21 protein-coding genes are annotated in these 22,609 nt (G+C 72.5%); 12 read left to right on the forward strand and 9 right to left on the reverse strand.

Annotated features, from left to right (window positions below):
• Window positions 1-3 precede the first annotated feature (3 nt).
• Entirely contained in the window at window positions 4-1,125 is a 1,122-nt protein-coding gene (gene macS / locus J2X46_RS13960) for a MacS family sensor histidine kinase (protein WP_310251517.1), read from the forward strand.
• On the opposite strand, the gene J2X46_RS13965 is transcribed toward macS, so the two are convergent.
• A complete protein-coding gene (locus J2X46_RS13965; RefSeq protein ID WP_310251519.1) occupies window positions 1,095-3,296 on the reverse strand; it encodes a fused MFS/spermidine synthase in 2,202 nt (733 codons plus the stop codon). The two genes, macS and J2X46_RS13965, sit on opposite strands and share 31 nt — an antisense overlap.
• A gap of 97 nt (window positions 3,297-3,393) precedes the next feature.
• On the opposite strand from J2X46_RS13965, the gene J2X46_RS13970 reads away from it, so the two are divergent.
• On the forward strand, window positions 3,394-3,912 hold the full coding sequence (locus tag J2X46_RS13970) for a flavin reductase (RefSeq protein ID WP_310251520.1): 519 nt from the start codon (window positions 3,394-3,396) through the stop codon (window positions 3,910-3,912).
• Between the two features lie 55 nt (window positions 3,913-3,967).
• On the forward strand, window positions 3,968-4,609 hold the full coding sequence (locus J2X46_RS13975) for a response regulator transcription factor (RefSeq protein ID WP_310251522.1): 642 nt from the start codon (window positions 3,968-3,970) through the stop codon (window positions 4,607-4,609).
• 7 nt (window positions 4,610-4,616) lie between these two features.
• Here the strand turns inward: J2X46_RS13975 and J2X46_RS13980 are convergent, their stop codons facing one another.
• Genes J2X46_RS13980 through J2X46_RS13990 form a run of 3 tightly spaced genes read right to left on the reverse strand, consistent with a single transcriptional unit; the run spans window position 4,617 to window position 7,182 of the window.
• On the reverse strand, window positions 4,617-5,675 hold the full coding sequence (locus J2X46_RS13980) for a hypothetical protein (RefSeq protein ID WP_310251524.1): 1,059 nt from the start codon (window positions 5,673-5,675) through the stop codon (window positions 4,617-4,619).
• Window positions 5,672-6,328 carry a sortase domain-bontaining protein gene (locus tag J2X46_RS13985; protein WP_310251526.1) on the reverse strand — a complete coding sequence of 219 codons (657 nt, stop codon included), beginning with the start codon at window positions 6,326-6,328 and terminating at the stop codon, window positions 5,672-5,674. Before J2X46_RS13985 ends, J2X46_RS13980 begins: the two co-directional genes overlap by 4 nt.
• Entirely contained in the window at window positions 6,328-7,182 is an 855-nt protein-coding gene (locus tag J2X46_RS13990) for a DUF4397 domain-containing protein (RefSeq protein WP_310251528.1), read from the reverse strand. The genes J2X46_RS13985 and J2X46_RS13990 overlap by 1 nt, the downstream gene beginning before the upstream one ends.
• Window positions 7,183-7,352: 170 nt before the next feature.
• On the opposite strand from J2X46_RS13990, the gene J2X46_RS13995 reads away from it, so the two are divergent.
• The 4 genes from J2X46_RS13995 (at window position 7,353) to J2X46_RS14010 (ending at window position 10,518) form a co-directional block, all read left to right on the forward strand.
• Complete coding sequence (locus J2X46_RS13995) at window positions 7,353-8,249, forward strand: arylamine N-acetyltransferase (protein ID WP_310251529.1); 897 nt, start codon at window positions 7,353-7,355, stop codon at window positions 8,247-8,249.
• Entirely contained in the window at window positions 8,246-8,707 is a 462-nt protein-coding gene (locus J2X46_RS14000) for a GNAT family N-acetyltransferase (RefSeq protein WP_310251531.1), read from the forward strand. The genes J2X46_RS13995 and J2X46_RS14000 overlap by 4 nt, the downstream gene beginning before the upstream one ends.
• Before the next feature lie 97 nt (window positions 8,708-8,804).
• Window positions 8,805-9,614 carry a class I SAM-dependent methyltransferase gene (locus tag J2X46_RS14005; protein ID WP_310251534.1) on the forward strand — a complete coding sequence of 270 codons (810 nt, stop codon included), beginning with the start codon at window positions 8,805-8,807 and terminating at the stop codon, window positions 9,612-9,614.
• 10 nt (window positions 9,615-9,624) lie between these two features.
• Window positions 9,625-10,518 (forward strand): hypothetical protein, encoded by an 894-nt coding sequence (locus J2X46_RS14010; protein WP_310251536.1) that lies wholly within the window; start codon window positions 9,625-9,627, stop codon window positions 10,516-10,518.
• On the opposite strand, the gene glpK is transcribed toward J2X46_RS14010, so the two are convergent.
• Together glpK and J2X46_RS14020 are read right to left on the reverse strand one after the other, a co-directional pair.
• Window positions 10,515-11,981: a glycerol kinase GlpK gene (glpK, locus tag J2X46_RS14015; RefSeq protein WP_310251538.1), complete on the reverse strand. Its 1,467-nt coding sequence runs from the start codon at window positions 11,979-11,981 to the stop codon at window positions 10,515-10,517. The two genes, J2X46_RS14010 and glpK, sit on opposite strands and share 4 nt — an antisense overlap.
• Window positions 11,978-12,820, reverse strand: coding sequence for a DUF1028 domain-containing protein (locus tag J2X46_RS14020; RefSeq protein WP_310251540.1), 843 nt, complete (start codon window positions 12,818-12,820; stop codon window positions 11,978-11,980). Before J2X46_RS14020 ends, glpK begins: the two co-directional genes overlap by 4 nt.
• A gap of 90 nt (window positions 12,821-12,910) precedes the next feature.
• Between J2X46_RS14020 and J2X46_RS14025 the strand changes: the two genes are divergently transcribed.
• Complete coding sequence (locus tag J2X46_RS14025) at window positions 12,911-14,101, forward strand: MFS transporter (protein ID WP_310251542.1); 1,191 nt, start codon at window positions 12,911-12,913, stop codon at window positions 14,099-14,101.
• A 6-nt stretch (window positions 14,102-14,107) separates the two neighbouring features.
• Here J2X46_RS14025 and J2X46_RS14030 read toward each other — a convergent pair whose 3' ends face one another.
• On the reverse strand, window positions 14,108-15,304 hold the full coding sequence (locus tag J2X46_RS14030) for a pyrophosphate--fructose-6-phosphate 1-phosphotransferase (RefSeq protein WP_310251544.1): 1,197 nt from the start codon (window positions 15,302-15,304) through the stop codon (window positions 14,108-14,110).
• A gap of 174 nt (window positions 15,305-15,478) precedes the next feature.
• Between J2X46_RS14030 and J2X46_RS14035 the strand changes: the two genes are divergently transcribed.
• The 4 genes from J2X46_RS14035 (at window position 15,479) to J2X46_RS14050 (ending at window position 20,940) form a co-directional block, all read left to right on the forward strand.
• Entirely contained in the window at window positions 15,479-16,930 is a 1,452-nt protein-coding gene (locus tag J2X46_RS14035) for an APC family permease (protein ID WP_310251546.1), read from the forward strand.
• 69 nt (window positions 16,931-16,999) lie between these two features.
• Entirely contained in the window at window positions 17,000-18,361 is a 1,362-nt protein-coding gene (locus J2X46_RS14040) for a metallophosphoesterase (protein WP_310251548.1), read from the forward strand.
• A gap of 64 nt (window positions 18,362-18,425) precedes the next feature.
• Window positions 18,426-19,763: a class II 3-deoxy-7-phosphoheptulonate synthase gene (locus tag J2X46_RS14045; protein ID WP_310251550.1), complete on the forward strand. Its 1,338-nt coding sequence runs from the start codon at window positions 18,426-18,428 to the stop codon at window positions 19,761-19,763.
• 181 nt (window positions 19,764-19,944) lie between these two features.
• Window positions 19,945-20,940 carry a GntG family PLP-dependent aldolase gene (locus J2X46_RS14050; protein WP_310251552.1) on the forward strand — a complete coding sequence of 332 codons (996 nt, stop codon included), beginning with the start codon at window positions 19,945-19,947 and terminating at the stop codon, window positions 20,938-20,940.
• Between the two features lie 3 nt (window positions 20,941-20,943).
• Here the strand turns inward: J2X46_RS14050 and J2X46_RS14055 are convergent, their stop codons facing one another.
• Window positions 20,944-21,438, reverse strand: a complete 495-nt coding sequence (locus J2X46_RS14055; protein ID WP_310251555.1) for a GNAT family N-acetyltransferase — start codon at window positions 21,436-21,438, stop codon at window positions 20,944-20,946.
• Window positions 21,439-21,440: 2 nt separating this feature from the next.
• Window positions 21,441-22,604 carry an NADase-type glycan-binding domain-containing protein gene (locus J2X46_RS14060; protein WP_310251556.1) on the reverse strand — a complete coding sequence of 388 codons (1,164 nt, stop codon included), beginning with the start codon at window positions 22,602-22,604 and terminating at the stop codon, window positions 21,441-21,443.
• Window positions 22,605-22,609: the final 5 nt, after the last annotated feature.

Raw genomic sequence — 22,609 nt, forward strand, 5'->3', positions numbered from 1 at the left:
GCCGTGGAGGACCGCCTCCACGCGGCGCTGGCCATCGTCCGCGTCGTGGTGACCATCAACATGGTCGGGCTCAACGCCTACCGCCGCGACAACTTCGACCACCCGACCGCCGGGCTGACGATCGTCGTCGCGCTGGCGGTGTGGACCGCTGCCGCCATCTGGCTCTACCGCGACCGCGCCCGTCGTACGCCGGTGCTGCTGGTGGCCGACCTCGCGATCACCCTGGCGGCCATCGCGGCGACGCCGTGGGTGAAGTCCGACCACTTCAACGCCACCATCCCGGGCTTCTGGGTAATGGGCGCGCTGCTCGCGTGGGCGATCCACTGGCACTGGCGTGGCGGCCTGGTCGCCGCGGCGCTGATCGCGGCCTTCGACCTGCTGCCACGCACGGAGGTCGACCAGGGCAACTACGGCAACGTCTTCCTCATCCTCATCGGCGGACCCGTCGTCGGGTTCCTGTGCGAGTCGCTGCAGCGGATGGCGCGCGAGCGCGACGCCGCCGAGCACGCAGCGGCGGCGGCCGAGGAGCGCACCCGGCTCGCACGGGCCGTCCACGACGGCGTCCTCCAGGTGCTCGCCATGACCCAGCGTCGCGGCGCCGCCGAGGGCGGCGTGTGGGCCGAGCTGGGCCGGCTCGCGGGGGAGCAGGAGCGCAGTCTGCGCTCGCTCATCCGCCAGCAGGACACGGTGCCCACGGAGTCGGGCGGCAGGGTCGACCTCGCCGGCGCGCTCGAGGCGATGGCGACGGCGCACCCGGTCCGGGTCGAGGTCGCGACCCCCGGTGCGGCCGTGCTCGTCGACGCGCACGTGGCGACGGAGACCGTCGCCGCCGTTCGCGCGTGCCTCGACAACGTGCTGGCCCACGTCGGGCCGGACGGGTCGGCGTGGGTGCTCGCCCAGGCCGCCCCCGACGAGATCACCGTCTCGGTGCGTGACGACGGCCCCGGCATCGCGCCGGGCCGGCTGCAGCAGGCCGAGGGCGAGGGCCGGCTCGGCGTCGTCTCCTCGATCCGCGGCCGGGTCGAGGACCTCGGCGGCACGGCCACGGTCGAGAGCGGCGACTGGGGCACCGAGTGGGAGATCGTCGTCCCGGTTCAGCGGAGCACGGACAGCACGGACGAGTAGTCGTCCGTCCACTCGACGGTCCTGTCGTCCGGCAGCGGCTCCCAGCGCGGCAGGGCGTCGAGTGCCTCGGCGACCTCGCTCGAGCGGGTCAGCACGGCCCACTCGCTCGTGGAGGCGCCAGGACCCTCGCCGCCGGTGCCGAACACCGCGTGCAGGCCCAGGGCCTGCGCGTGCGCCGCCAGGACCGGCCGCAGGTCGAAGACCCGGTTGCTGATGTGGATGGCCAGGACACCGTCCTCGTGGACGCGGTCGAGGAACACCTCGATCCCCTCGCGGGTGAGGATGTGCACCGGGATCGAGTCGGAGCTGAAGGCGTCGAGGGCGACCACGTCGAAGGAGTCCTCGGGCTCCTGCTCCATCGCCAGCCGCCCGTCGCCGACGACCACGTCGACGTCCGCGTCCGACTTGCTCAGGTAGGTGAACCACCGCGGGTCCTCGGCGATCCGGGCGACGACCGGGTCGATCTCGAAGAAGCGGATCCGCGAGACGTCGGAGCCGTAGGCCGCGATCGCACCGGCGCCCAGCCCGACGACGGCGAGGTCGTCGGGAGCCACGGTCGTCATCACGTCGCCGAACGGCCCGTCGGTCGCGTAGTACGTCGTCGGGGTGCGCTCGAGGTCCTCGTCCAGGAACTGCGTGCCGTGGATCGTCGTACCGTGCAGGAGGCGGTGCTGCCCCTCGACGGACTGCACCCGGTAGCTGCCGTAGAAGGTGCGCTCCGTGAGCAGCGACGCCTGCTCCTGGACAACGATCACCGCGAGCGCGGCGACGAGCAGGGTCGCGGTCAGCATCCCGGCCACCCGCAGGCTCAGCCAGGTGATGACCGCTGCGGCGAGCGTGCCGCCGAGGAGGACCACCGCCTCCACTGCGGTGAGCCCGCCCAGGCCCCAGGCGGCACCGATCGCGAGGAGCACGGCGGCCACGACGGCGAGCCCGGTCAGCACGCGCCGGGCGGTCACGTGCAGGACCGGCAGCCCGATGGCGAGCACCGGGAGCAGGGCGACGGTCAGGAAGTACTCCCACACCCCGTCGAAGAGCAGCGGCGCCACGACACCGTTGAGCAGCCCGCCGAGGGCGCCACCGACGGAGATGACGAGGTAGAAGAGGGTCAGGTGCGCCGGGTCGGGCCGCGACACCGCGAGCCGCGCGTGGGCGGCGAAGCCGGCGACGCCGACCGAGAGCACGTTGGCACCGACGACGACCGCGACCAGCGGGGCGAGCGCGGTGCTGCCCAGGCCGGAGACGACACCGGTCGTGACGGCGAAGGCGACGCAGGGGACGACCAGGCGCGGCGAGACGCTGCGCGACGTACGTGCGAAGGCCAGGACGAACGACGCGAGGTAGGCAGCCAGGGGCAGGACCCACAGCAGCGGGACTGCGGCGATGTCGGTCGAGAGGTGGGCCGTCGCCGCGAGCATCAGGCTGGAGGGCAGGAACGCCCAGAGGCACCACAGCCCGACCTGCCGGGCCGACGGGCCGGCGGTCGCGGCCACGACGTCGGCCGAGCGGTCCTCGCGACGGCGGACCGTGAGTGCGCACGCGCCCATCAGCAGCATGAACGCCACGAAGGCGATCGACCAGGCCGTGCGCTGCTGGGTGAGGGTGAGCAGCGGCTCGATGGCGAACGGGTAGGCCAGCAGGCCGACGAAGCTGCCCATGTTGCTGCCGGCGAACAGGAAGTAGGGGTCGTCTGAGCGCGGACCGCCGGACCAGGCGTACCAGCGCTGGATGAGCGGGCCGGTGGTGGACAGCACCGCGAAGGGCAGGCCGACCATCAGCAGCAGGGTGCGCAGCAGCCACAGCACCGGGCTGGCGTCCGCGGGCGGGGCGGACTCCGCGGGCAGGGCGAGCGGGAGCGCGAGGAGCGGAAGGGCCAGCAGCAGGAGGTGCGCACGCGGCTGCCAGCGCGCCCCGAGGCGGCGCGTGGACACGTGGGCGTAGACGTAGCCGATCAGAAGCAGGAGCTGGAACAGCAGCGAGCTGGTGCTCCACACGGTCGCCGAGCCGCCGTAGGACGGCAGGATCAGCTTCGCCGCCAGCGGCTGGATCATGAACAGGAGCGACGCGCCCAGGAACGTGGTGCAGGCGAACAGGACCGCGATCCAGGCGCCCCGCTGCGGGGTGGCAGCGGCGGTGTTGGGCCGGTCGGTCCTCACGGCGGTGTCGGTCACGGTGTCCCCTCGGTGCCTCTACGTCGCCGAGAATGCTAGGGAGACGAGTGGGGCGCCGAGGCCGAATGGCCGAACTGGTGGCGGCTAGCGTGGCGTCGTGACCATCCACACCACGCACCCCTTCCTCGAGCCGGAGGGCGACCGCGATCCCGTACGACGCCTGCGCGGGCGCCTGGGCGGCACGGTCTCACTGTGGACCGCCGGCGCCTCCGACGCCGACCGGGCCGGGCTGACGGTGTCGTCGTGGCTGGTGGCCGGGGGCGAGCCGGGCCGGGTGCTCGCGCTGCTGGACCCCGACGCCGACCTGACCGAGGCGCTGCTGGAGACCGGGCGGGGCGTCGTACAGCTGCTGGCGTGGCCGGATCGTGGTCTCGCCGAGGCGTTCGCCGGCACGGCGCCGGCACCGGGAGGACCGTTCCGGATGGCCGACTGGGTCGCCACCGACCACGGACTCCGCCTCGCCCACGCGCAGACCTGGGCGCTGGTCTCGGTGGAGTCGGAGGCTGCCGTCGGCTGGTCGACGCTGGTCACCTGCACGCTCGACGAGGTCGTGGTCGGGGAGGGCGGCGATCCACTCGTCCACCGCCGCGGACGATTCAGTCCCCCCAGCGCGTAGCCGGTCTACGATTCCCCCATCTCTGGGACGGGGGACACGAACGATGGTGAGTGTGATGGTGGTCGACGACCACCCCATGTGGCGCGACGCGGTGGAGCGCGACCTGCAGGCCGCCGGGCACGAGGTGGTGGCCGTGGCCGCCAACGGGCGCGAGGCGATGGCCCGCTTCCCGGCGGCGGCACCGCACGTCGTGGTGCTCGACCTGCAGCTGCCCGACAACAGCGGGGTGCAGGTCACCAGCATGATGCTCGAGCACGACCCGACCGCCCGGGTGCTGATCCTCTCGGCAAGCGGTGAGCAGGCCGACGTCCTCGAGGCGATCAAGGCCGGCGCCACGGGCTACCTCGTGAAGTCCGCGTCCAGCGCCGAGCTCATCGACGCGGTGCAGCGGGTCGCCGAGGGCGACACCGTGTTCACTCCGGGCCTCGCCGGACTCGTGCTCGGGGAGTTCCGCCGCATCGCCGACGGCCCGGCCGACGACCCGCGCGACCAGCTCACCGACCGCGAGACCGAGATCCTCAAGATGGTCGCGACCGGGATGAGCTACAAGCAGATCGCCTCGCGCCTGGTGCTCTCGCACCGCACGGTCCAGAACCACGTCCAGAACACCCTGCGCAAGCTGCAGATGAACAACCGCGTCCAGCTCACCCGCTGGGCCATCGAGCACGGGCTCGACGAGACCGACGACCCGGCCTGACCTGGGCTCAGCCCACGGTGACGGAGGCGAGCACGCGGTCGGTCGTCCGCGCGCCGCTGAGGTCGACGTGCCACTCGCCGTCGCCGTCCGGCTTGCCGCACGGGACCGGCGAGCCGTCAGCGACGGGCGCGCAGGCCAGCGAGAGCACCTCGGGCGCCTTGACGACCCGCACCTCGCGCGCCGGTGCGGGGGAGAAGCGGGCCTCCAGCCCCGTCACCACCGCGAGCGCCCGGCCGGCCGCCGAGTCGCTGCGCTGGATCGCGCCGACCAGGCGGTAGCGCAGCTCGACCTCGGTGGCGCCGCCCAGGTCGTAGGCCGCGGTGAAGTAGGTGATCTCGTCCTGGCCGGCGACCGGGGTCCCGTCGGCCAGCACCTCGACGTCCTCGGCCGCGAGCTGGCCGGCGCTCGACACGTGCGGAACCCGCAGGGTCACCCGGTCGATCGGCTCGTCCGCGTGGATCCACTGCCGGACCTCCATGCTGCCGTCGGCGTGCACCCGCGTCTCCACGTAGCCCTCGTCGGCCTTCAGTCCGGCCGGCGCCGACCACCCGCTCCCGGCCTGCTGGCTGCCGTCGTCGCGTGCCGTCCACCAGTACGCCAGCGCGCCGGCCGCGATGCCGATCAGAAGCACGCCGACCAGGACCAGCGGCAGCACCGGTCGCCGGGACCGCTCGGGCTCGTCCTCGTAGGGCTCGTCGTACGCCAGGATGGCCTCTTCGTACGGCTCGTCGTACGGCTCCTGGACCTCGACCTCCTGCTCGTGGTCCTCGTCGTGCTCGTCATCGGTGTCGTCGGCGGCGTCGTCGTCGGTGTCGAGGTCCGGGTCGAGCACCGGGGCCGTCTCGCGCACGCCGGCCCGCTGCTTCATCTCGCGCACGAAGTCAGCGGTGGACTGCGACACGGCCGGCCGCGGCTCCGGCGGCCGTGGGGTCGGGAGCGCAGGCGCCGTCGGTGGCACCTCCGCCTGTGGCACCTCCGCCTGTGGCACCTCGGCGTCCGAGGCCGGACGCGGCGCGGGCGGCAGCACCGTCGGGAGCTTCTTCTTGTACTGCTTCTTCTTCGTCACGACGCCTCCGGAGCACCGAGCGGGACAGCGGTGACGACCGCCAGGTTCTGGTAGCCCCCGCGTGAGGCGTCGTACGGCGGCGCGCAGGTCACGAGGGTGAGGCGCACCGGTCCGGCGACGTCGAAGATCCACGAGTCGTCGGCGAGCGACCCCTGTGGAACGAGCGTGCGCGACTTCACCTGGAAGACCTGCTGGAGGCCGGCCGACGTGATCCGGATCCGGGTGCCGCGGTCGACGGTCAGCAGCTCGGCGAACGGGCCGAGGCCCTGCGTGCTGGAGTCGACGTGGGCGGCCACCAGGATCGAGCCGAACGGGTCGCCCAGCCGGGACCCGCCGCGCCACCAGCCCGCGACGTCGATGTCCTCGGGCACCGCGAGGAACCCGGCCGGCGTCGTGCCGACCGGACTGATCCGGACCGTGCGGCCGCTGGGCAGCGTGGCCGCCGCGGGCGGCTCGGGGCGCACCGCTCCGGTCCGGCGCGCCGGCGGCACCGTCCCCCTGGCGGTCGGCGTGGCGATCGAGGTGGAGGCCTCCGACGGCGCGGGCGCGGGCCCGTCCGAGGATCCGGACGAGCCCGCAGCCGCGCAGCCCCATGTCGTCGTCACCAGCAGCACGCCGGTCACCGCCAGTCCCCGCACACGTCGGGTCCGCATCAGACCGGCGGCGTGGCACCGTCCGGGCGGGAGCGGCGTCGTACGACCACGGCTCCCGCGGCGAGCAGCACCCCCAGCGCGGCGAGGGCCAGGGCGGTGCGCGCGGCGCCGGAGTCGTCGCCGAAGGTGGTGACCGGCTCGTCGACGAGCCCGGCCGACCCGGTGTCGATGCGCGTGGGCCGCACGGAACCGTCGGGCGAGAGGTCCTCAACGTGGGCGATCGCGCTCATCGAGCCGTCGCGCGGGTTGCCGTAGGCGTAGATCATCGAGAGCGTCTCGGCCTTGAGGGCCACGTCGAGCGGGCCGAGGATCGGGTCCTCGGTCGTGCCGGACGGCAGCAACGCGACCTTGATCGTGCCCGCCGGGACGTCGGCGTCGGCGTACTCGCCGTTCGCGATGTTGGTGAAGAAGGTCTCGCCGTTGACCTCCACGTCGGCGGGCGCGACGGTCGCGGTGTGGGCCAGCAGGACCCGCGCCTTGTCGGGACCGATCTTGCCGGTAGGCGCGTCGTAGGAGTGCACCACCGGGTCGCCGCCGACGTCGGCGGGCAGGTGGAGTACTACGTCGCTGGCGGCGCCCGCGTCGACCGAGATGCTGGTGTCGACCGCCACCCCGTCGCCCGCGAAGGAGACGTCGTGGTCGCCGGGCGCGAGGTCGAAGGGACCGAGGACATCTCCGATGCCCGCGCCCGTCGCGACCGAGCGGCCGTCGATGGTGACGTCGACGGTGGCATCCGGCACGGCCTGGATGACCGTCACGAGCGCCGGGTTGGGCGCTCCGGTGACCGGTGCGGCCGGCGCGAGCGCCAGCAGTGCCAGCGAGGCGGCGAGGAACGGTGGAAGAAGTCGACGCACGTGGATGCACCCCCCGGTGGACGATCCCGTCTGGGAACCGGACTTCACCTGAACACCCGGGTCGAAGCGCGCTCAACCCCAAAATCGGGTAGCAGGGGGCTGTTGTCCACCCCTACGGGTACGTTCGTGCTCGCCCCGGCAACGGCGGCTGAACAGGAGGGTGTCAAGGCATGCATGACGGGTCCACCGAGGTCGAGGGCTACCTGGCGCGACTCGGCCTCACCGAGCGGCCACCGGCGACGCTCGAAGGCCTCCGACGGGTGCACCGCGCCCATGTCTCGCGCATCCCCTACGACAACCTCTCCATCATGCTCGGGCGCCCCGATGCGGTCGACCCGCTGGCGAGCGTCGCGCGGGCCGCGGGCGGTGGACGCCTGGGCTACTGCTTCCAGCAGAACGGCGCGTTCGAGTGGCTGCTGACCGAGCTCGGCTTCGCGGTGAGCCGACGGCACGGCCACGTCTGGTTCCGCCCCGAGGACCAGCTCGGCACCGAGCTCAACCACCTCGTGCTCGTGGTCTCGGGACTGCCGACCGACGACAACCCCGGCGGCCACTGGTGGGCCGACGCCGGGCTGGGGGAGGGCTTCGCGGAGCCGCTCCCGCTCGTGCGGGGCGACCACGACGTAGACGGGTGGTCCTTCGGCATCGGCGCCGGCTACGGAGCCCAGGCCGCCGGCCGCCCGACCGGGCCGGCCGCGTGGACCTACCGCCACCCGCCAGGTGGGGCGATCAGCGGGATCGTGGTCACCTCGCGCGACCACTCCGCCGCGGTCATCGACGCCTCCCACGAGGTGCTGAGCCGCGGCGAGGCGTCACCCTTCCGTCGGGTGGTCGTCGCGCAGCGCATCGCCGGACCCGACTTCCGCACGGTGCGCGGCCTGGTGCACCACGTGGTTACCCCGGGCTCGCGCGACCAGCGCGACCTGACGTCGTACGACGACTGGCGCGGCGCTCTTGTCGACGACCTGCTCGTGCCGGTCGGCGACGTGACCGAGGAGGAGTGGACCTCGCTCTGGGACCGCACGGTCGCGTCCCATCGCGCGTGGGACGAGGCGGGTCGCCCATGAGCGACTGGCGCCGCGCGACGGCCGACGACGCCGTGGCGCTCCGCGACCTGGAGCGCGTCTCGAGCCGGGCGGGGCTGGCCCACGTCTTCGGTGAGCTGCCCTACCCCGACGACGACGTGCTCGCCCGCTGGGCGCTGCTGCTCGACGACCCCGAGGTCGTGGTCGAGGTGGTCGAGGACGAGCAGGGACTGATCGCCTTCACCGCCCACGACGGCGCCACCCTGCGCCACCTCGCCGTCCGCCCCGACCACTGGGGATCCGGCCTGGGCCGCGAGGGCTTCGCCCGCGCCGAGGCCGCAGGAGCCCGCCGGCTGTGGGTGCTGGAGGACAACCACCGCGCCCGCCGGCTCTACGAGACGCTAGGCTGGAGCCCGTCCGGCGTGACGCAGGACTGCCCCTGGGCGCCGTACCCCACCGAGGTCGAGTACGCCGCCCCAGTAGCCGTAACCACCGGTTGACCAGCGAGCGCAGCGAGCCTCGAAACCACTCTCCACATTCCCGCTCGGCCATGGCGGCTGTCGCGGGCTCGGCGAGCCACCTCACTATCCTGCCTCCATGGTGACGGGGGACCCTCAGCCGACGGCGGGCTCGACGGGCATCGGTGGTGGTGACGCGAGCCGACCGTGGGCCGACCTCGCGTCGGGCTACGAGCAGGCACGGTCCCGGGAGGACTCGCTGGACCGGCTGGTCGAGTGGCCCGCACAGCGCGACCTGCTCGGCGACGTCACCGGACTGTCCGTGCTGGATGCAGGGTGCGGCAACGGAGCCAAGGTCGCGCAGCTGGTCCAGGACGGCGCGGTCGCCTCCGTCGGAGTGGACATCAGTGACTCCTTCATCACCGAGACGCCGCAGGGTCTGGAGCTCCTCCAGGGCGACCTCTCCGACCTGGCCGCGGTGCCGCGCCTCGCGGGTCGACGGTTCGACCGGATCCTGTTCCTCCAGTCGTTCGGCTACGCCACGGACCCGGTCCACGCGCTCAGCACCGCGCGGTCGATGCTCACCGACGACGGGTTCGTGCTGCTGACCCGGACCCAGCCGGTCCGCTACGCCATCGAGCGCTCGGAGGAGAACGGGACCACCCTGGGCGAGGAGTACTTCTCCACCAGCACGTTCTCCTACCGCCACCGCAACTGGGACGAGGGCGTCACGCTGACCAAGCGGCCGTACACGATGGCCGACCTGCTCAACACGTTCAGCACGGCGGGGATGTGGGTGGAGACCACGGTCGAGCCCCAGATGTCGCGGGAGGTCGGCGAGCGCTTCCCGCACAAGCAGGCCGTGATGGACAAGTACCTCGGCATCCTCATGTTCAAGCTACGACCACTGCTGGCCCAGCCCAGACCGGGCGGATCCGTCCACACCTAGGATCACGGGCATGGCCGACCCGCTGCTCGAGATCGCCGACGAGCTCTACTCCCTGTCGCTGGCCGACTTCACGCCGGCGCGTGACGCCCTGGTGAAGGAGCACAAGGCCGACAAGGCGCTCGCCGGCTCGATCAAGGGCCTGCGCAAGTCGTCGCTTGCCGCGTGGGTCGTCAACCTGCTCGTACGCCGCGACCCCGACCAGGTCGACCAGGTGCTGGCGGTCGGCGCTGCCCTCCGCGAGGCGCAGGAGAACCTCGACGCCACGCAGCTGCGGGAGTTCACCAAGCAGCGTCGCCAGCTCACCGCCTCTGTCACGACCGCCGCCCGCCGAATGGCCCGGGAGGAGGGCGTGAAGGTGACGCAGTCGGTAGCTGACCAGGTGGAGGCGACGCTGACGGCAGCGATGCTCGAGCCCGACGCGGCGAAGGCGGTGCGCAGCGGGATGCTCGTGACCGCCCTCGAGGCAACCGGCCTCGGCGACCTCGACCTCAGCGGTGCGGTGGCCGTCCCCGAGGCGCTCGGCTTCAGCGCGAAGGCCCGCCCGGCGGCGGCGCCGGAGCCCACCGAGCGGCCCCAGCTCCACGTCGTACCGGACCCGGACGCGGAGGAGAAGGCACGTGCCGCTGCCGACGAGCGACTCTCCGACGCCCGCATCGTGCTGGCCGAGGCCGAGAAGGAGCACCGGGCCGCGCGCCGGTCGGTGGAGAAGCTGCAGGCGAAGACCTTGCAGATCCAGTCGGAGATCGACGAGCTGCGCAGCCGCGTGGCCGGGCTCGAGTCCGACCTTGAGGAGGTCGACGAGGAGCTCGGCGAGGCCGAGGCGGCCCAGGAGGAGGCGGTCGAGGCCGTGGACGAGGCGCGGGCCGAGGTCGACGATGCCAAGGCCGCCCGCCAGAAGCTCTAGCCCCAGCCCTTCGACCGCTCGACGGCGTCGGACCAGCGGGCGTACGACGCGTCGAGTGCGTCGCGGTCGCCGCCGGCCTCGAAGCGGCGATCCAGCGCCCACGTGTCGCGCAGCTCGTCCGTGGACGACCACACGCCGGTGCCGAGGCCGGCGAGGAAGGCGGCGCCCAGCGCCGTGGTCTCCACGATCTCCGGTCGCTCGACCGCCCGGCCGACCTGGTCGGCCTGGAACTGACAGAGCAGGTCGTTGGCCGCGGCGCCGCCGTCGACGCGCAGGGTGGACAGCTCGGGCAGTGTCTCGAGCACGTCGCGCACCTCGAAGGCGATCGCCTCGAGCGTGGCCCGCACGAGGTGGGCGCGGGTGGTGCCGCGGGTGATGCCGATGATCATGCCGCGCGCGTGCGGGTCCCAGTGCGGGGCGCCGAGGCCGGTGAGGGCGGGCACGAAGACCACGCCGTCGGTGTCGTCGACGGTCGCGGCGATGGCAGCCGTCTCGGCGGCGCTGCCGACGATCTGGAGCCCGTCGCGCAGCCACTGCACCGCCGAGCCGGTGACGAAGATGGCCCCCTCGAGGGCGTACGTCATCTCGCCCTCCGGCGAGCGCCACGCGGCCGTCGAGAGCAGCCCCGCGTCGCTGCGGACCACGGTCGAGCCGGTGTTGGTGAGGATGAACGAGCCCGTGCCGTAGGTGCACTTCGACTCGCCCTCCTCGAAGCAGGTCTGCCCGAAGAGCGCCGACTGCTGGTCGCCGGCGATGCCCGCGATCGGCAGCGACAGACCGAGGAAGGTGGACGGATCGGTGGGCGCGACCTCGCCCCAGTTGGGCACCAGCTCGGGCAGGGCGTCGCGCGGCACGCCGAACAGCGAGCACAGCTCGTCGGACCAGTCGCCCGCCTCGAGGTCGAAGAGCAGGGTGCGGCAGGCGTTGGAGACGTCGGTGACGTGCCACGTGCCGCGGGTCATCCGGGCGATCAGGTAGGAGTCGACGGTGCCGACGGCGTACCTCCCGGACTCCACCAGCGCCCACGTGTGCGGCTCCTGCTCGGCCAGCCACATCAGCTTCGTGCCGGAGAAGTACGGGTCGAGCCGCAGGCCGGTCAGCTCGGCGACCCGGTCCTCGTGGCCCTCGGAGCGCAGGCGGTCGCAGATGTCGGCCGTGCGCCGGTCCTGCCACACGATCGCGCGCCGCGGCGACCCCAGCGTCTCGCGGTCCCAGAGCACGATCGTCTCGCGCTGGTTGGTGATGCCGACGGCGGTGAGCGCGGACTGGTCGACCTTGCCGAGCACCTCGCGGGTGGCCTCCAGCGTCGCCTGCCAGATCTCCTCGGGGGAGTGCTCGACCCACCCCGGCTGCGGGAAGTGCTGGCGGAACTCCTGGTAGCCCTTTGCCTCGATCCGGCCGTCCGGCGTGACGACGACAGCCGTGACGCCGGTGGTGCCGGCGTCGATGGCGAGGATGCTCATGCCTGCTCCTCGCCACGAATGATGCCGAGGATCCGGCGGTCGATCCACTCCGGGCGCGCGCCCGAGTCGACCCGCATCTCGTAGTTCTCCGAGCCGACCCACATGTGGAAGCTGTCCTTGCCCTCGGCCTTGGCCAGCGCCTCGAGCTCCATCATCAGCGCGTCGTCGACGGGCACCTGCTCCTCGGGTGTCGAGGCCGTCAGGTAGAGCTCGTTGAGGTCGACCAGCCGGGCGAGCTCGGTCACCGGGTCGGCGTGGTCGTCGACGCGGAGGTCCACCGCCACGTCGTCGTGCCCGCCGTATCCGGCCCCGTCGCGTACGACGAGCAGTGCCGCCGACTGGCGGCCGCGGCTGTCGCCTCCCGCGGCGTCGCCGGCGGTGAGGGCGGCCAGCAGGCGCCGCTCGACCGGCTGGCTCTCGGAGTCCTGCCACGCCTTCTCCATCGCCTCGACGACCTCAGGGCCGGTGAGGATGTTGCCCTGGATGGCGTAGCCGCCGCGCTCGCCGCTGCGGCCGGTGACCCCGCCCGCCCACGCGAAGCACTCGGAGCCGGTCCAGGTGGCGGCGTTGCCGTCGGAGTCGACGATACCGGCCTGCCGGTGCTCGCGGCCGTCGTCCTCCTCGACGAGCCGGTCGAGCGCCACCTGCGCGGTCGCGCCGTCGTCGAGGTGGGCCAGGCCGAGGTACTTGTAGGCGAGGTTCGCGTCGGCCTGCGTGGCGATCGCGCCCACACCCGCCGCCGCAGCGGGGACCGCAGACCCCACCGCCAGGAACTTCGACGCGACGGCCACGCCCCACGAGTCGCCGTCGTCGGACCGGGCCACGATCGAGAAGGTCATGTGCCGCAACATAGCCGGGTGGCGCGGCCCTAGTCTGGACACGTGCTGAGCCGTCTCGGATTCCCTCACGTGGGGGAGCACCGCCGATTCGTGACCGCGATCGTCGCGGACACCGTCGGCAGCGGGTTGTTCATGCCCATCACGCTGCTCTACTTCCTGGCGATGACCGACCTGTCGCTCGTGCAGATCGGGTCGGCCCTCTCGCTGTCGGCGCTGCTCACGATGCCCGGGGCGTTGGTGATCGGCAGCTTCGTCGACCGCTTCGGCCCGCGCCGGATGATGCTGATCGGCAACCTCGTGCAGGCGCTCGGCATGGTCGCCTACCTCTGGGCCGACTCCTTGTTCGCGGTGGCGCTGTGGACCACCTTGCTCAACGTCGGGCGGCAGTCGTTCTGGGGCTCCTTCGGCAACGTGGTCACCGCGATCTCCGCGCCCGGCGAGCGGGAGCTGTGGTTCGGCTTCCTCCAGGCGGTGCGCAACCTCGGCTACTCCGTCGGCGGCGTGCTCGCCGGCATCGCGCTGCAGATCGGCACCGACGTCGCCTACCAGTCGGTGGTCGTGATCAACGCGATCACCTTCGTCATCGCCTACGCGCTGCTGCTCGACGTGCCCGACCACCGGGTGGCCAAGGCCGACGACGCGCCGGTCGAGGGGTGGGGTGCGGTCTTCCGCGACGGCGCCTACCTGCGTCTGGTCGCCGGCCAGATGGGGTTCGTCGTCGGGATGATGGTGCTCAACTTCGCCCTGCCCGTCTATGTCGCCGAGACCATCGACCTCCCCGGTTGGGTGGTCGGCGCCATCTTCACGGTCAACACCGCCCTCGTCGGGCTCGGCCAGGGCATCGTCGTACGACGCATGACCGGGCAGGTCCGCGCCCGCATGATGGGGCTGGCCCAGTTGGTGTTCGTGACGAGCTACGCCATGTTCGTGGTGGCCGGCTGGCTCCCGGTGTGGCTGGCCGTCGCGGTAATGCTGGTCGGGGCCGCCGTCTACACCGGCGGCGAGCTCGCCGGCGGCCCGGTCTTCAGTGCGACCGCAGCCGAAGCCGCGCCCGACCACCTGCGCGGGCGCTACCTCGGACTCTTCCAGCTCAGCTGGGGCGTCGGGGGAGCCGTCACGCCGGTGGCCTTCACCTGGCTGCTCGCCCACGGCGCGACCACGATCTGGTGGGTGCTCGCCGCGATCGCCTTCGCCAGCGCGGCGTACCTCCAGACCCTGCCCCGCGTCCTGCCCGCCGCCGGGCTCCGCGTCACCAACCGCGCCGAGCCGCAGGAAGCCTGAGGCTCCTCAGGCCTGGCCGATGCCCGCCAGGAGGTCGGTGAACCAGGGCTGCGTCGCGTCGAAGGCCTTGTGGCCGGCGATCCGCTCGAACTCGATCGCGCGCAGCTCGTCGCCGCGATCCTCGTCGTGGCCGATGACGCCGGGCGTGCCGTCGAGGGCGCAGGCGACGGCGAGCTCGGCCATCTCGCGGATCAGTGCGCGGTCGGTGTCGTTGGCCGGTGCGGAGCGGGAGAAGTAGCCCGACTTCTGCACCATCTTCTTCTCGGCGCCGATGGCCTCGGAGAAGCGGTCGGCGAAGTAGCGACCCGGGTTGATGGTGTCGATCTTCACGTGGCCGAAGGGGTCGCGCCCGACGGTCTCGCCCGCGGACTCGAGGTCGGCCACGATGTCGTCGATGCCGGCGCCCTCGGCGAGGAAGATGTTGACGCAGCCGATCTCGTCCATCACCGCGCGCAGCCGCTCGGCCTCGGCAGCGAGGTCGATGCCGAGCTCGGGGACGTAGACCGCGTGGATGGCCCAGCGGCGCGGGTCGAGCCCGATCCCGGGCAGCCACTCCTGCTCGGCGTGCCAGGCCATGTAGTCACGGGCCGCGGCGGCGGTCAGCCAGCCGCTGGCGCGGCCCATCACCTCGTGCACGATCAGCATGCGCGGGTTGGAGCCGTGCTCGGCGAGCACGTTCTGGGCGAACCGCGACGCCTGCTCGGCGGCTGTCTGCGCGCCCAGGCTCTGCCGGATCGGCACGATGTCGTTGTCGATGGTCTTGGGCAGGCCGACGACGGTGAGCTCGGACCCCAGCGTGTGGAGGTACGCCGCCAGGTCGGCCGCCGCGGTGTTGGTGTCGTCGCCGCCGATGGTGTGCAGGACGTCCACGCCGTCGGCCTGCAGGCGCCGGGCCGCGACCTCCAGCGCCGTCTCGCCCTCGCCGATCAGGCCGCGGCGGCGGCAGTCGTCGTCGTTGGTGAGCTTGACCCGGCTGTTGCCGATCGGGCTGCCGCCGTAGCGGTGCAGGAGGGCCGCACCGGCTCGCTCCTCGGGCCCGATCACCAGGCTGTTGCCGGTGAGCAGGCCGTGGTAGCCGTGCTTGTAGGCGATCAGCTCGATGGAGGGGTCGGTGGCGTCGTAGGACTCGATCAGGGCACCCACTGCGGAGGACAGGCAGGGGGCGTAGCCACCGGCCGTCAGGAGCGCAACACGCTTCGGCATGGGCAGCAGGGTAGTTAGATCGATCCAAGTCGGGAAGGGTGCCCCGCCGTCCGAGACCGCGCCGGATCGGCGGTTCTCCCTCCCCAGGAAGGTGCAGAGGTTGCCTCGCACCGCGCTCACACGCGAGGGTGAGGGCACGCCGTGCCCGGGCACGGACCGACGAGGGGAGCCCCCATGAGCACGACCGAAGCCGCCGAGCCCGACGTCAACGGCCCGGAGGACGCGGACCTCAAGCGGGTGCTGGGGCCCAAGCTGCTCCTCCTCTTCATCGTCGGAGACATCCTCGGCGCGGGCGTGTACGCCGTCACCGGCAAGCTCGCCGGGCAGGTCGGCGGCATCGCCTGGCTGCCGTTCCTGGTGGCCTTCGCGGTCGCCACGATCACCGCGTTCTCGTACCTCGAGCTGGTCACCAAGTACCCCCAGGCCGCGGGTGCAGCGCTCTACACGCACAAGGCGTTCGGCATCCACTTCGTCACGTTCCTGGTCGCCTTCACCGTGGTCTGCTCGGGCATCACGAGCGCCTCGACGTCGTCCAACCTGCTGGCCGCCAACCTGCTGATCGGCTTCGGCAACGACGAGCCGAGCTCGGCCGCCACCCTCATCACCGCGCTCTGCTTCATGCTCGTGCTGGCCGCGATCAACCTGCGCGGCGTGGGGGAGAGCGTGAAGTTCAACGTGCTCCTGACCCTCGTCGAGATGACCGCACTCGCCATCGTGATCCTGATCGGCTTCTGGGTGATCGCCAGCGGCGACGGCGACCTGGGCCGGATCACCGTCTTCGAGAGCCCCGACGACAAGGGCCTCTTCATGGCCGTCACGATCGCGACGGCCATCGCGTTCTTCTCGATGGTCGGCTTCGAGGACTCGGTCAACATGGTCGAGGAGACCAAGGACCCGATGAAGATCTTCCCGCGCACGATGCTGACGGGCCTGGGCATCGCGGTGGTCATCTACATGCTCGTCGCGATCTCCGTGGTCGCGGTGATCCCGGCCGGCCAGATCGCCGAGCCGACCAACGCGGAGGCCGGCATCCTGCTCGACGTGGTCAAGGTCGGCGCCCCCGACCTGCCGATCGACAAGCTCTTCCCGTTCCTCACCGTCTTCGCGGTCGCCAACACCGCCCTCATCAACATGCTGATGGCCAGCCGCCTGATCTACGGCATGGCGCAGCAGGACGTGCTGCCGCGCTCGCTCGGCAAGGTGCTCCCGGGACGCCGGTCGCCGTGGACGGCCATCATCTTCACCACGCTGCTCGCGCTCGCCCTGATCACCGTGGTCACCCTGGACTCGGAGTCCTCGGTGGTCGCGGCCCTGTCCGGCACCACGGCACTCCTGCTGCTCGCGGTCTTCACCATCGTCAACATCGCCTGCCTGATCCTGCGCCGCGACCCGACGCCCGACGGCGCCTTCCGGGCGCCGTCGCTGCTCCCGGTCCTCGGCGCGGTCTTCTGCGGCTACCTCCTCGGCCCGTGGGCGCGCCTCGAGGCCGACATGGTGCAGTACAAGATCGCCGGCGGCCTGCTCGCCGTCGGAGTGGTGCTCTGGGCGCTCACCTGGTTCACCAACCGCGGCGTGCGGGCCAAGCGCACCGGCTTCCGCGACATCGAGCACCTCGAGCACGACTGAGCAAACCGCCCACCGCGACACGGCGGGGGACTCCCCGGACCGCTGGGTGCCGCCCTCTACGGTGTCCCGGTGACACGACGACCTCTCGGGCCGCTGGCGGCTGTGCTCATCGCCTCCGCGCTCGGGTGCTCCGCCGTCACCAGCCCGGCCTCGCCGTCGGCGAGCGCCACTCCGGGCGACTACCCGCCGGCGAGCGTGGCTCCGGACGACACGTCAGGGCCCCCCGGACCGGTGGAGCGCAGCAACCCGCGCGACCGGCCACCGGTGCCGCGGGTCGCCGACCTCCCCGGGGCCTACCGCTTCATCTCCACCCCCGACTTCCTCAACCAGGACGTCGCCGACCTCACCGCTGACGGCCGGCGCCAGTTCGTCGACCGCCGCACCGGCGAGGTGGCCAACTCCACGAACAGCGAGTACGACGCCGCGCTCGAGCACGTGATGACCGAGATGGCCTCCCACGACACCGACGACGTGCTCGTGGCGGGCGACCTCGTCGAGGGCCGGTGGGGTCGCGACGACTCGCGCACCGGGGTGTTCGGGCCGGTGCGGACGGAGGCCCAGCGGCTGCGCGCCTGGCGCCGCGCCGCGGCGACCTACTTCCCGGCCTACCGCGACCGCTTCGAGGCGCTCGGCCTGAGGACGTACACCGCCGTGGGCGACCACGAGATCGGCGACGACCCGTGGCGCAAGCCGCGCAACGACGCGTGGATCGACTTCAAGCGACGGCACGTGCTCGAGTTCAAGACGCTCTACGCCCGGCAGATGCTGACCCGCGCCGACGGCCGTCCGCGGTTCACCGACCGGCCCCCGGGCCCGGCCCATGACACCGCCTACGCCACGCGGCTCGACGAGAACGTGCTGCTCGTGACGATCGACGTCTTCGAGCGGCGCGGGGGAGACGTGCACATCTCGGTCGACCCGCAGCAGCTGAGCTGGCTGAAGGGCGTGCTGCGCAAGGCGCGCAAGGACGACGTGCCGTGGGTGATGGTGCAGGGCCACACGCCGATGACCGGCGACGTCCGCACCCGCAACTCCAGCCACCTCGTGTACGAGAAGGGCTACCGCTCCGACCTCTGGAAGGCCATGGTCCGCGGTGGCGTCGACGTCTACCTGAGCGGCGAGGTGCACGACCAGACCGTGCACGTGCACGACGGCCTCCTCGAGGTCTCGCACGGCTCGCTGTTCTACCGCGGCGAGGCGTCGTACGTCGTCGGGCAGGCGACCGCCGACGAGCTGGTCCTGGAGAACCACCAGTTCCGCGGCACGATCAGCTTCGACGACCGGCTCTGGACGACGTCGCGCCAGGGTGCTCCCGGTCACATCAGCTACCCGCGTCCCTCGATCGTCACCGGCACCCTCGAGGCCCACCGGACCGCCTCGGGCGGCGTGCGCGTCGACTCGGCCGAGGGAGTGCTCGAGCCGAGGGGCTGACGAGCGCCGTTCAGCGGGCGGTCAGGGTTCGGGTCGGGCGTGCTCGGCGCCGTACCCTTGTCCGGTGAGCGCGATCCCCACCCTCGAGCAGTTGCACGCCCTCGAGCCGTTGCAGCAGCCGACCTACCCCGACTCCGGGGCGGTCGACGCTGCGGTCGCCCGACTGAGGACTGCGCCGCCGCTCGTCTTTGCGGGCGAGTGCGACGACCTGACCGAGAAGATCGCCGCGGTCACCCGTGGCGAGGCGTTCCTGCTCCAGGGCGGCGACTGCGCCGAGACCTTCGCCGGCGTCACCGCCGACAACGTGCGCAACAAGCTGCGCGTGCTCCTGCAGATGGCCGTCGTCCTGACGTACGCCGCCTCGGTGCCGGTCGTGAAGCTCGGCCGCCTCGCCGGCCAGTACGCCAAGCCGCGCAGCTCCGACGAGGAGACCCGCAACGGCATCACCCTCCCGGCCTACCGCGGCGACGCGGTCAACGGCTACGACTTCACGCCCGAGGCCCGCGTCCCCGACCCGCAGCGCCTGGTCGAGGTCTACAACTCCTCGGCGGCGACGCTCAACCTGGTCCGCGCCTTCGTCACCGGTGGTTACGCCGACCTGCGCCAGGTGCACACCTGGAACACCGACTTCGTGCAGACCTCGCCGTTCGGCCAGCGCTACGAGGCGATGGCCGACGAGATCGAGCGCGCGCTGACCTTCATGAAGGCGATCGGCGCCGACCCCGACGAGTTCCACCGCGTCGACTTCCACTCCAGCCACGAGGCCCTGCTGCTCGAGTACGAACAGGCCCTGACGCGCATCGACTCGCGCACCGACCAGCCCTACAACGTCTCGGCGCACTTCGTGTGGATCGGTGAGCGCACCCGCCAGCTCGACGGCGCCCACGTCGAGCTGCTGTCGCGGATCAAGAACCCGATCGGCATGAAGCTCGGCCCGACCACGAGCCCCGACGACGCGCTGGCCTACGCCGCGCGCCTCAACCCGGAGAACACCCCGGGCCGGCTGACGTTCATCACCCGCTTCGGCGCCGGCAAGATCCGCGACGGCCTGCCCGCGCTGGTCGAGAAGGTCACCGCCGAGGGCCTCAACGTGGCGTGGGTCTGCGACCCGATGCACGGCAACACCTTCGAGGCGTCCTCGGGCTACAAGACCCGCCGCTTCGACGACGTGATCGACGAGGTCCAGGGCTTCTTCGACGTCCACCGCAGCCTCGGCACCTGGCCGGGCGGCATCCACGTCGAGCTCACCGGTGACGACGTCACCGAGTGCGTCGGCGGCGGCGAGGAGATCGACGAGGCCCAGCTGGCCAACCGCTACGAGTCGGTCTGCGACCCGCGCCTCAACCGGGTCCAGTCCCTCGAGCTCGCGTTCCTCGTCGCGGAGATGCTTCGCAAGGCCTGAGCTTCGTTCGGGCGGTGCGTGAGGCGGCTTTTCGGGCCGTAGAACCCGCCTCACGCACCGCCCGCCGGAGTGTCGTACGCCAACGCGCGCCCCGGCGGTGAGTGAGGCGGCTTTCCGGTGCCCAGAACCCGCCTCACGCACCGCTCGGCGGTACGGCGATGCCGGCTGGTTGGATGACGGTGTGATCGACCTGCGCTCCGACACCCTGACCCGGCCGACCGAGGCGATGCGCGAGGCGATGGCCCGCGCGGAGGTCGGTGACGACGTCTACGGCGAGGACCCGACGGTCGCGGCGCTCGAGGAGCGGGTCGCGGGGATGTTCGGCCACGATGCCGCGCTGTTCACGCCCACCGGCTCGATGGCCAACGTCCTCGCGGTGGCGAGCGTCGTCGCGCCGGGCCAGGAGGTGCTCTGCGAGTCCTCGGCCCACATCGCGCGCGCCGAACTCGGAGCGCACGGCGCGATCACCGGCATCACCATGCGCACCTGGACCGACCCGCGCGGCCAGGTCGACCTGACCGCGATCGAGTCGATGCACGCCCCCGACATGGGGCCGTTCTTCGTCCGCACGGCAGCCGTCTCGGTGGAGAACACCCACAACTTCGCCGGCGGTGCGGTGCTCCCGCTCGAGGACCTGAAGGAGCTCCGCGCCTGGGCCGACACCACCGGAACGTCGGTCCACCTCGACGGCGCGCGCCTCTGGAACGCCCACGTCGCGACGGGCACGCCGCTGGCCGACTACGGCCGCGTCGCCGACGTCCTCGCGGTGTGCCTGTCCAAGGGCCTGGGCGCCCCGATCGGTTCGCTCATGATCGGCTCCGCCGACGCGATCGCCGAGGCGCGGGTGCGACGCAAGCGGATGGGCGGCGGGATGCGCCAGGTCGGCGTGCTCGCGGCAGCCGGTGCGTACGCCCTGGACCACCACGTCGAGCGGCTCGCCGACGACCATGCCCATGCCCGGCTGCTCGGCGAGGCGCTGAGCCTCGACCCGGAGACCGTGGACACCAACATCGTCGTCGTGCAGCGGCCCGACGCGCAGTCCTTCGTGGCCGCCGCGGCGGAGGAGGGCGTACGCATCGCTGCCGTCGGGCCGCGCGCGGTGCGCCTGGTCACCCACCTCGACGTCACCCGCGCCGACGCCGAGCGGGCAGCCGCGGTGCTCGCCCGGCTGGGCTGAGCCTCACGCGTCTGCGCGCCACTCCCAGCGGCAGATGACCTCGCCCTCGTGGAGGGTCGCGCGCTCGCCGGTGTCGGCGAAGCCGCGCGCGACGTAGAGCCGCTCGGCGCGGCGGTTGGTCTCGCGCGTCCAGACCGAGAGCCGGGTCCAGCCCGGGCCGTGGTCGCCGCGCTGCAACGAGCGCACAAGGGCGCCCGCGACGCCGCACCCCCACAGGGCGGGATCGACGAAGACCATGGACAGGTGGCCGCACGCGGCGTCCGGCCCGTCGTCGCCACGGTAGGGCTCCGCGACGAGCATCCCTGCCACCCGCTCGCCGTAATGGGCGAGCAGGGCGACGTCGCCGTCCGCCACCCGGGTCGCCACCTTGGCCGCGACGCGCTCGCTCCTCGTCGTCGACGGGCGCCGACCGGTGGCCCGCCGCGCCGCCTCCCACACCCCGACCGCGAGGCGTCGCGAGTCGTCGTCCGCGATGGGCGTGATGACGGTGCGGGGCATGCTCAGGCGGCTCGGCGGCCGACCAGCGTGACCTCGCTGATGGCGGTGTAGTCGCGCCCGAGCGGACCGCTGCCGGGAGGCGTGACCGAGGTGATGGTGAGGGTGACCGTGCTCGCCTTCACCGGCGGCACCTTGAGCAGCTGCATGGTCGGTCGCTCCGCGAAGGTCTGCTCGGCCGTGGTGCCGTCGTCGAAGGCCCAGGTGGCGCTGAGGATGCGGCGGTTGTTGGGGTACCAGTTCACCCCCGCGACCTGCTTGGCGTAGCCGTTGATGAGCCCGACGCGGTTGATCACGCCGGGCTCGGCCAGCGAGATGGTGATGCTCTGCCCGGTGGCGTCGCCGGCCATCCGCCAGGTGGTGGCCGGGTTGCCGTCGCCCATCTGGCTCGCCTCGTAGGCGACGGTGTTGCCGTCGAAGTCCTGCGTCGGCGGGGCCGTGTCCGGCGCGGTGAAGGTGGCCGTGTCGGCGAGGTCGAACCGCTTGCCGACACCCTCCGGTGCCGGCGACTCGGAGCCGTCGGTGGTCGTCTCGTCCGGGTCGCTGGCTCCGTCGTCAGGCGTCGTCGACGACTGGCCGGCCGGCTGCTCGCTCGCCGTGTCGTCGACCGGGTCGCTCTTGAAGACCTGCAGCAGGACGAAGATGAGGGCGACCAGCGCGACCGCGCCGACCACCCAGTAGACCCAGGCCAGGCCGGTGAGCGGCGCCTCGGGCTCCAGCTCGTCGACCTCGTGGTAGGGCAGCAGGTCGCGCTCGGGGTCCCACTCGGAGGTCGCCGTGGCGACCGTGCCCGCCGCGGGCACCGCGTCCTCGCGGGCCGTGGCCGCGGGCCGCCCGCGCAGCCGGAACCGCGGCTCGCGCCCTGGCGGCACGACCGGCGCGGGTGGGAGCGGGACGGGGTCGGCCGCCTGCACGGGTACGGCGGCGGGCGGGGCCTCGCTCACCTCGGGCACGTCCTCGGCCTCGGCGGTCGGGTGCTCGGGAGCCGGCTTCGGGGTGGGCTTCTGAGCGGACGTCGGAGTGGTCGCCTCGGGTGTCGGGGCGGCCGCGGGAGCCGGCGCGACGGCCGCCTTGGGCGCGGCGGGAGCGGGCGCCCCGATCGGGTGCCCGCAGTTGAGGCAGAACCGGCCCACACCGAGCTCGGCCCCGCACCTCACACAGGTGTCCACGGCCC

Source organism: Nocardioides sp. BE266 (assembly GCF_031457855.1).
In the GTDB taxonomy this organism is placed as follows: Bacteria; Actinomycetota; Actinomycetes; order Propionibacteriales; family Nocardioidaceae; genus Nocardioides.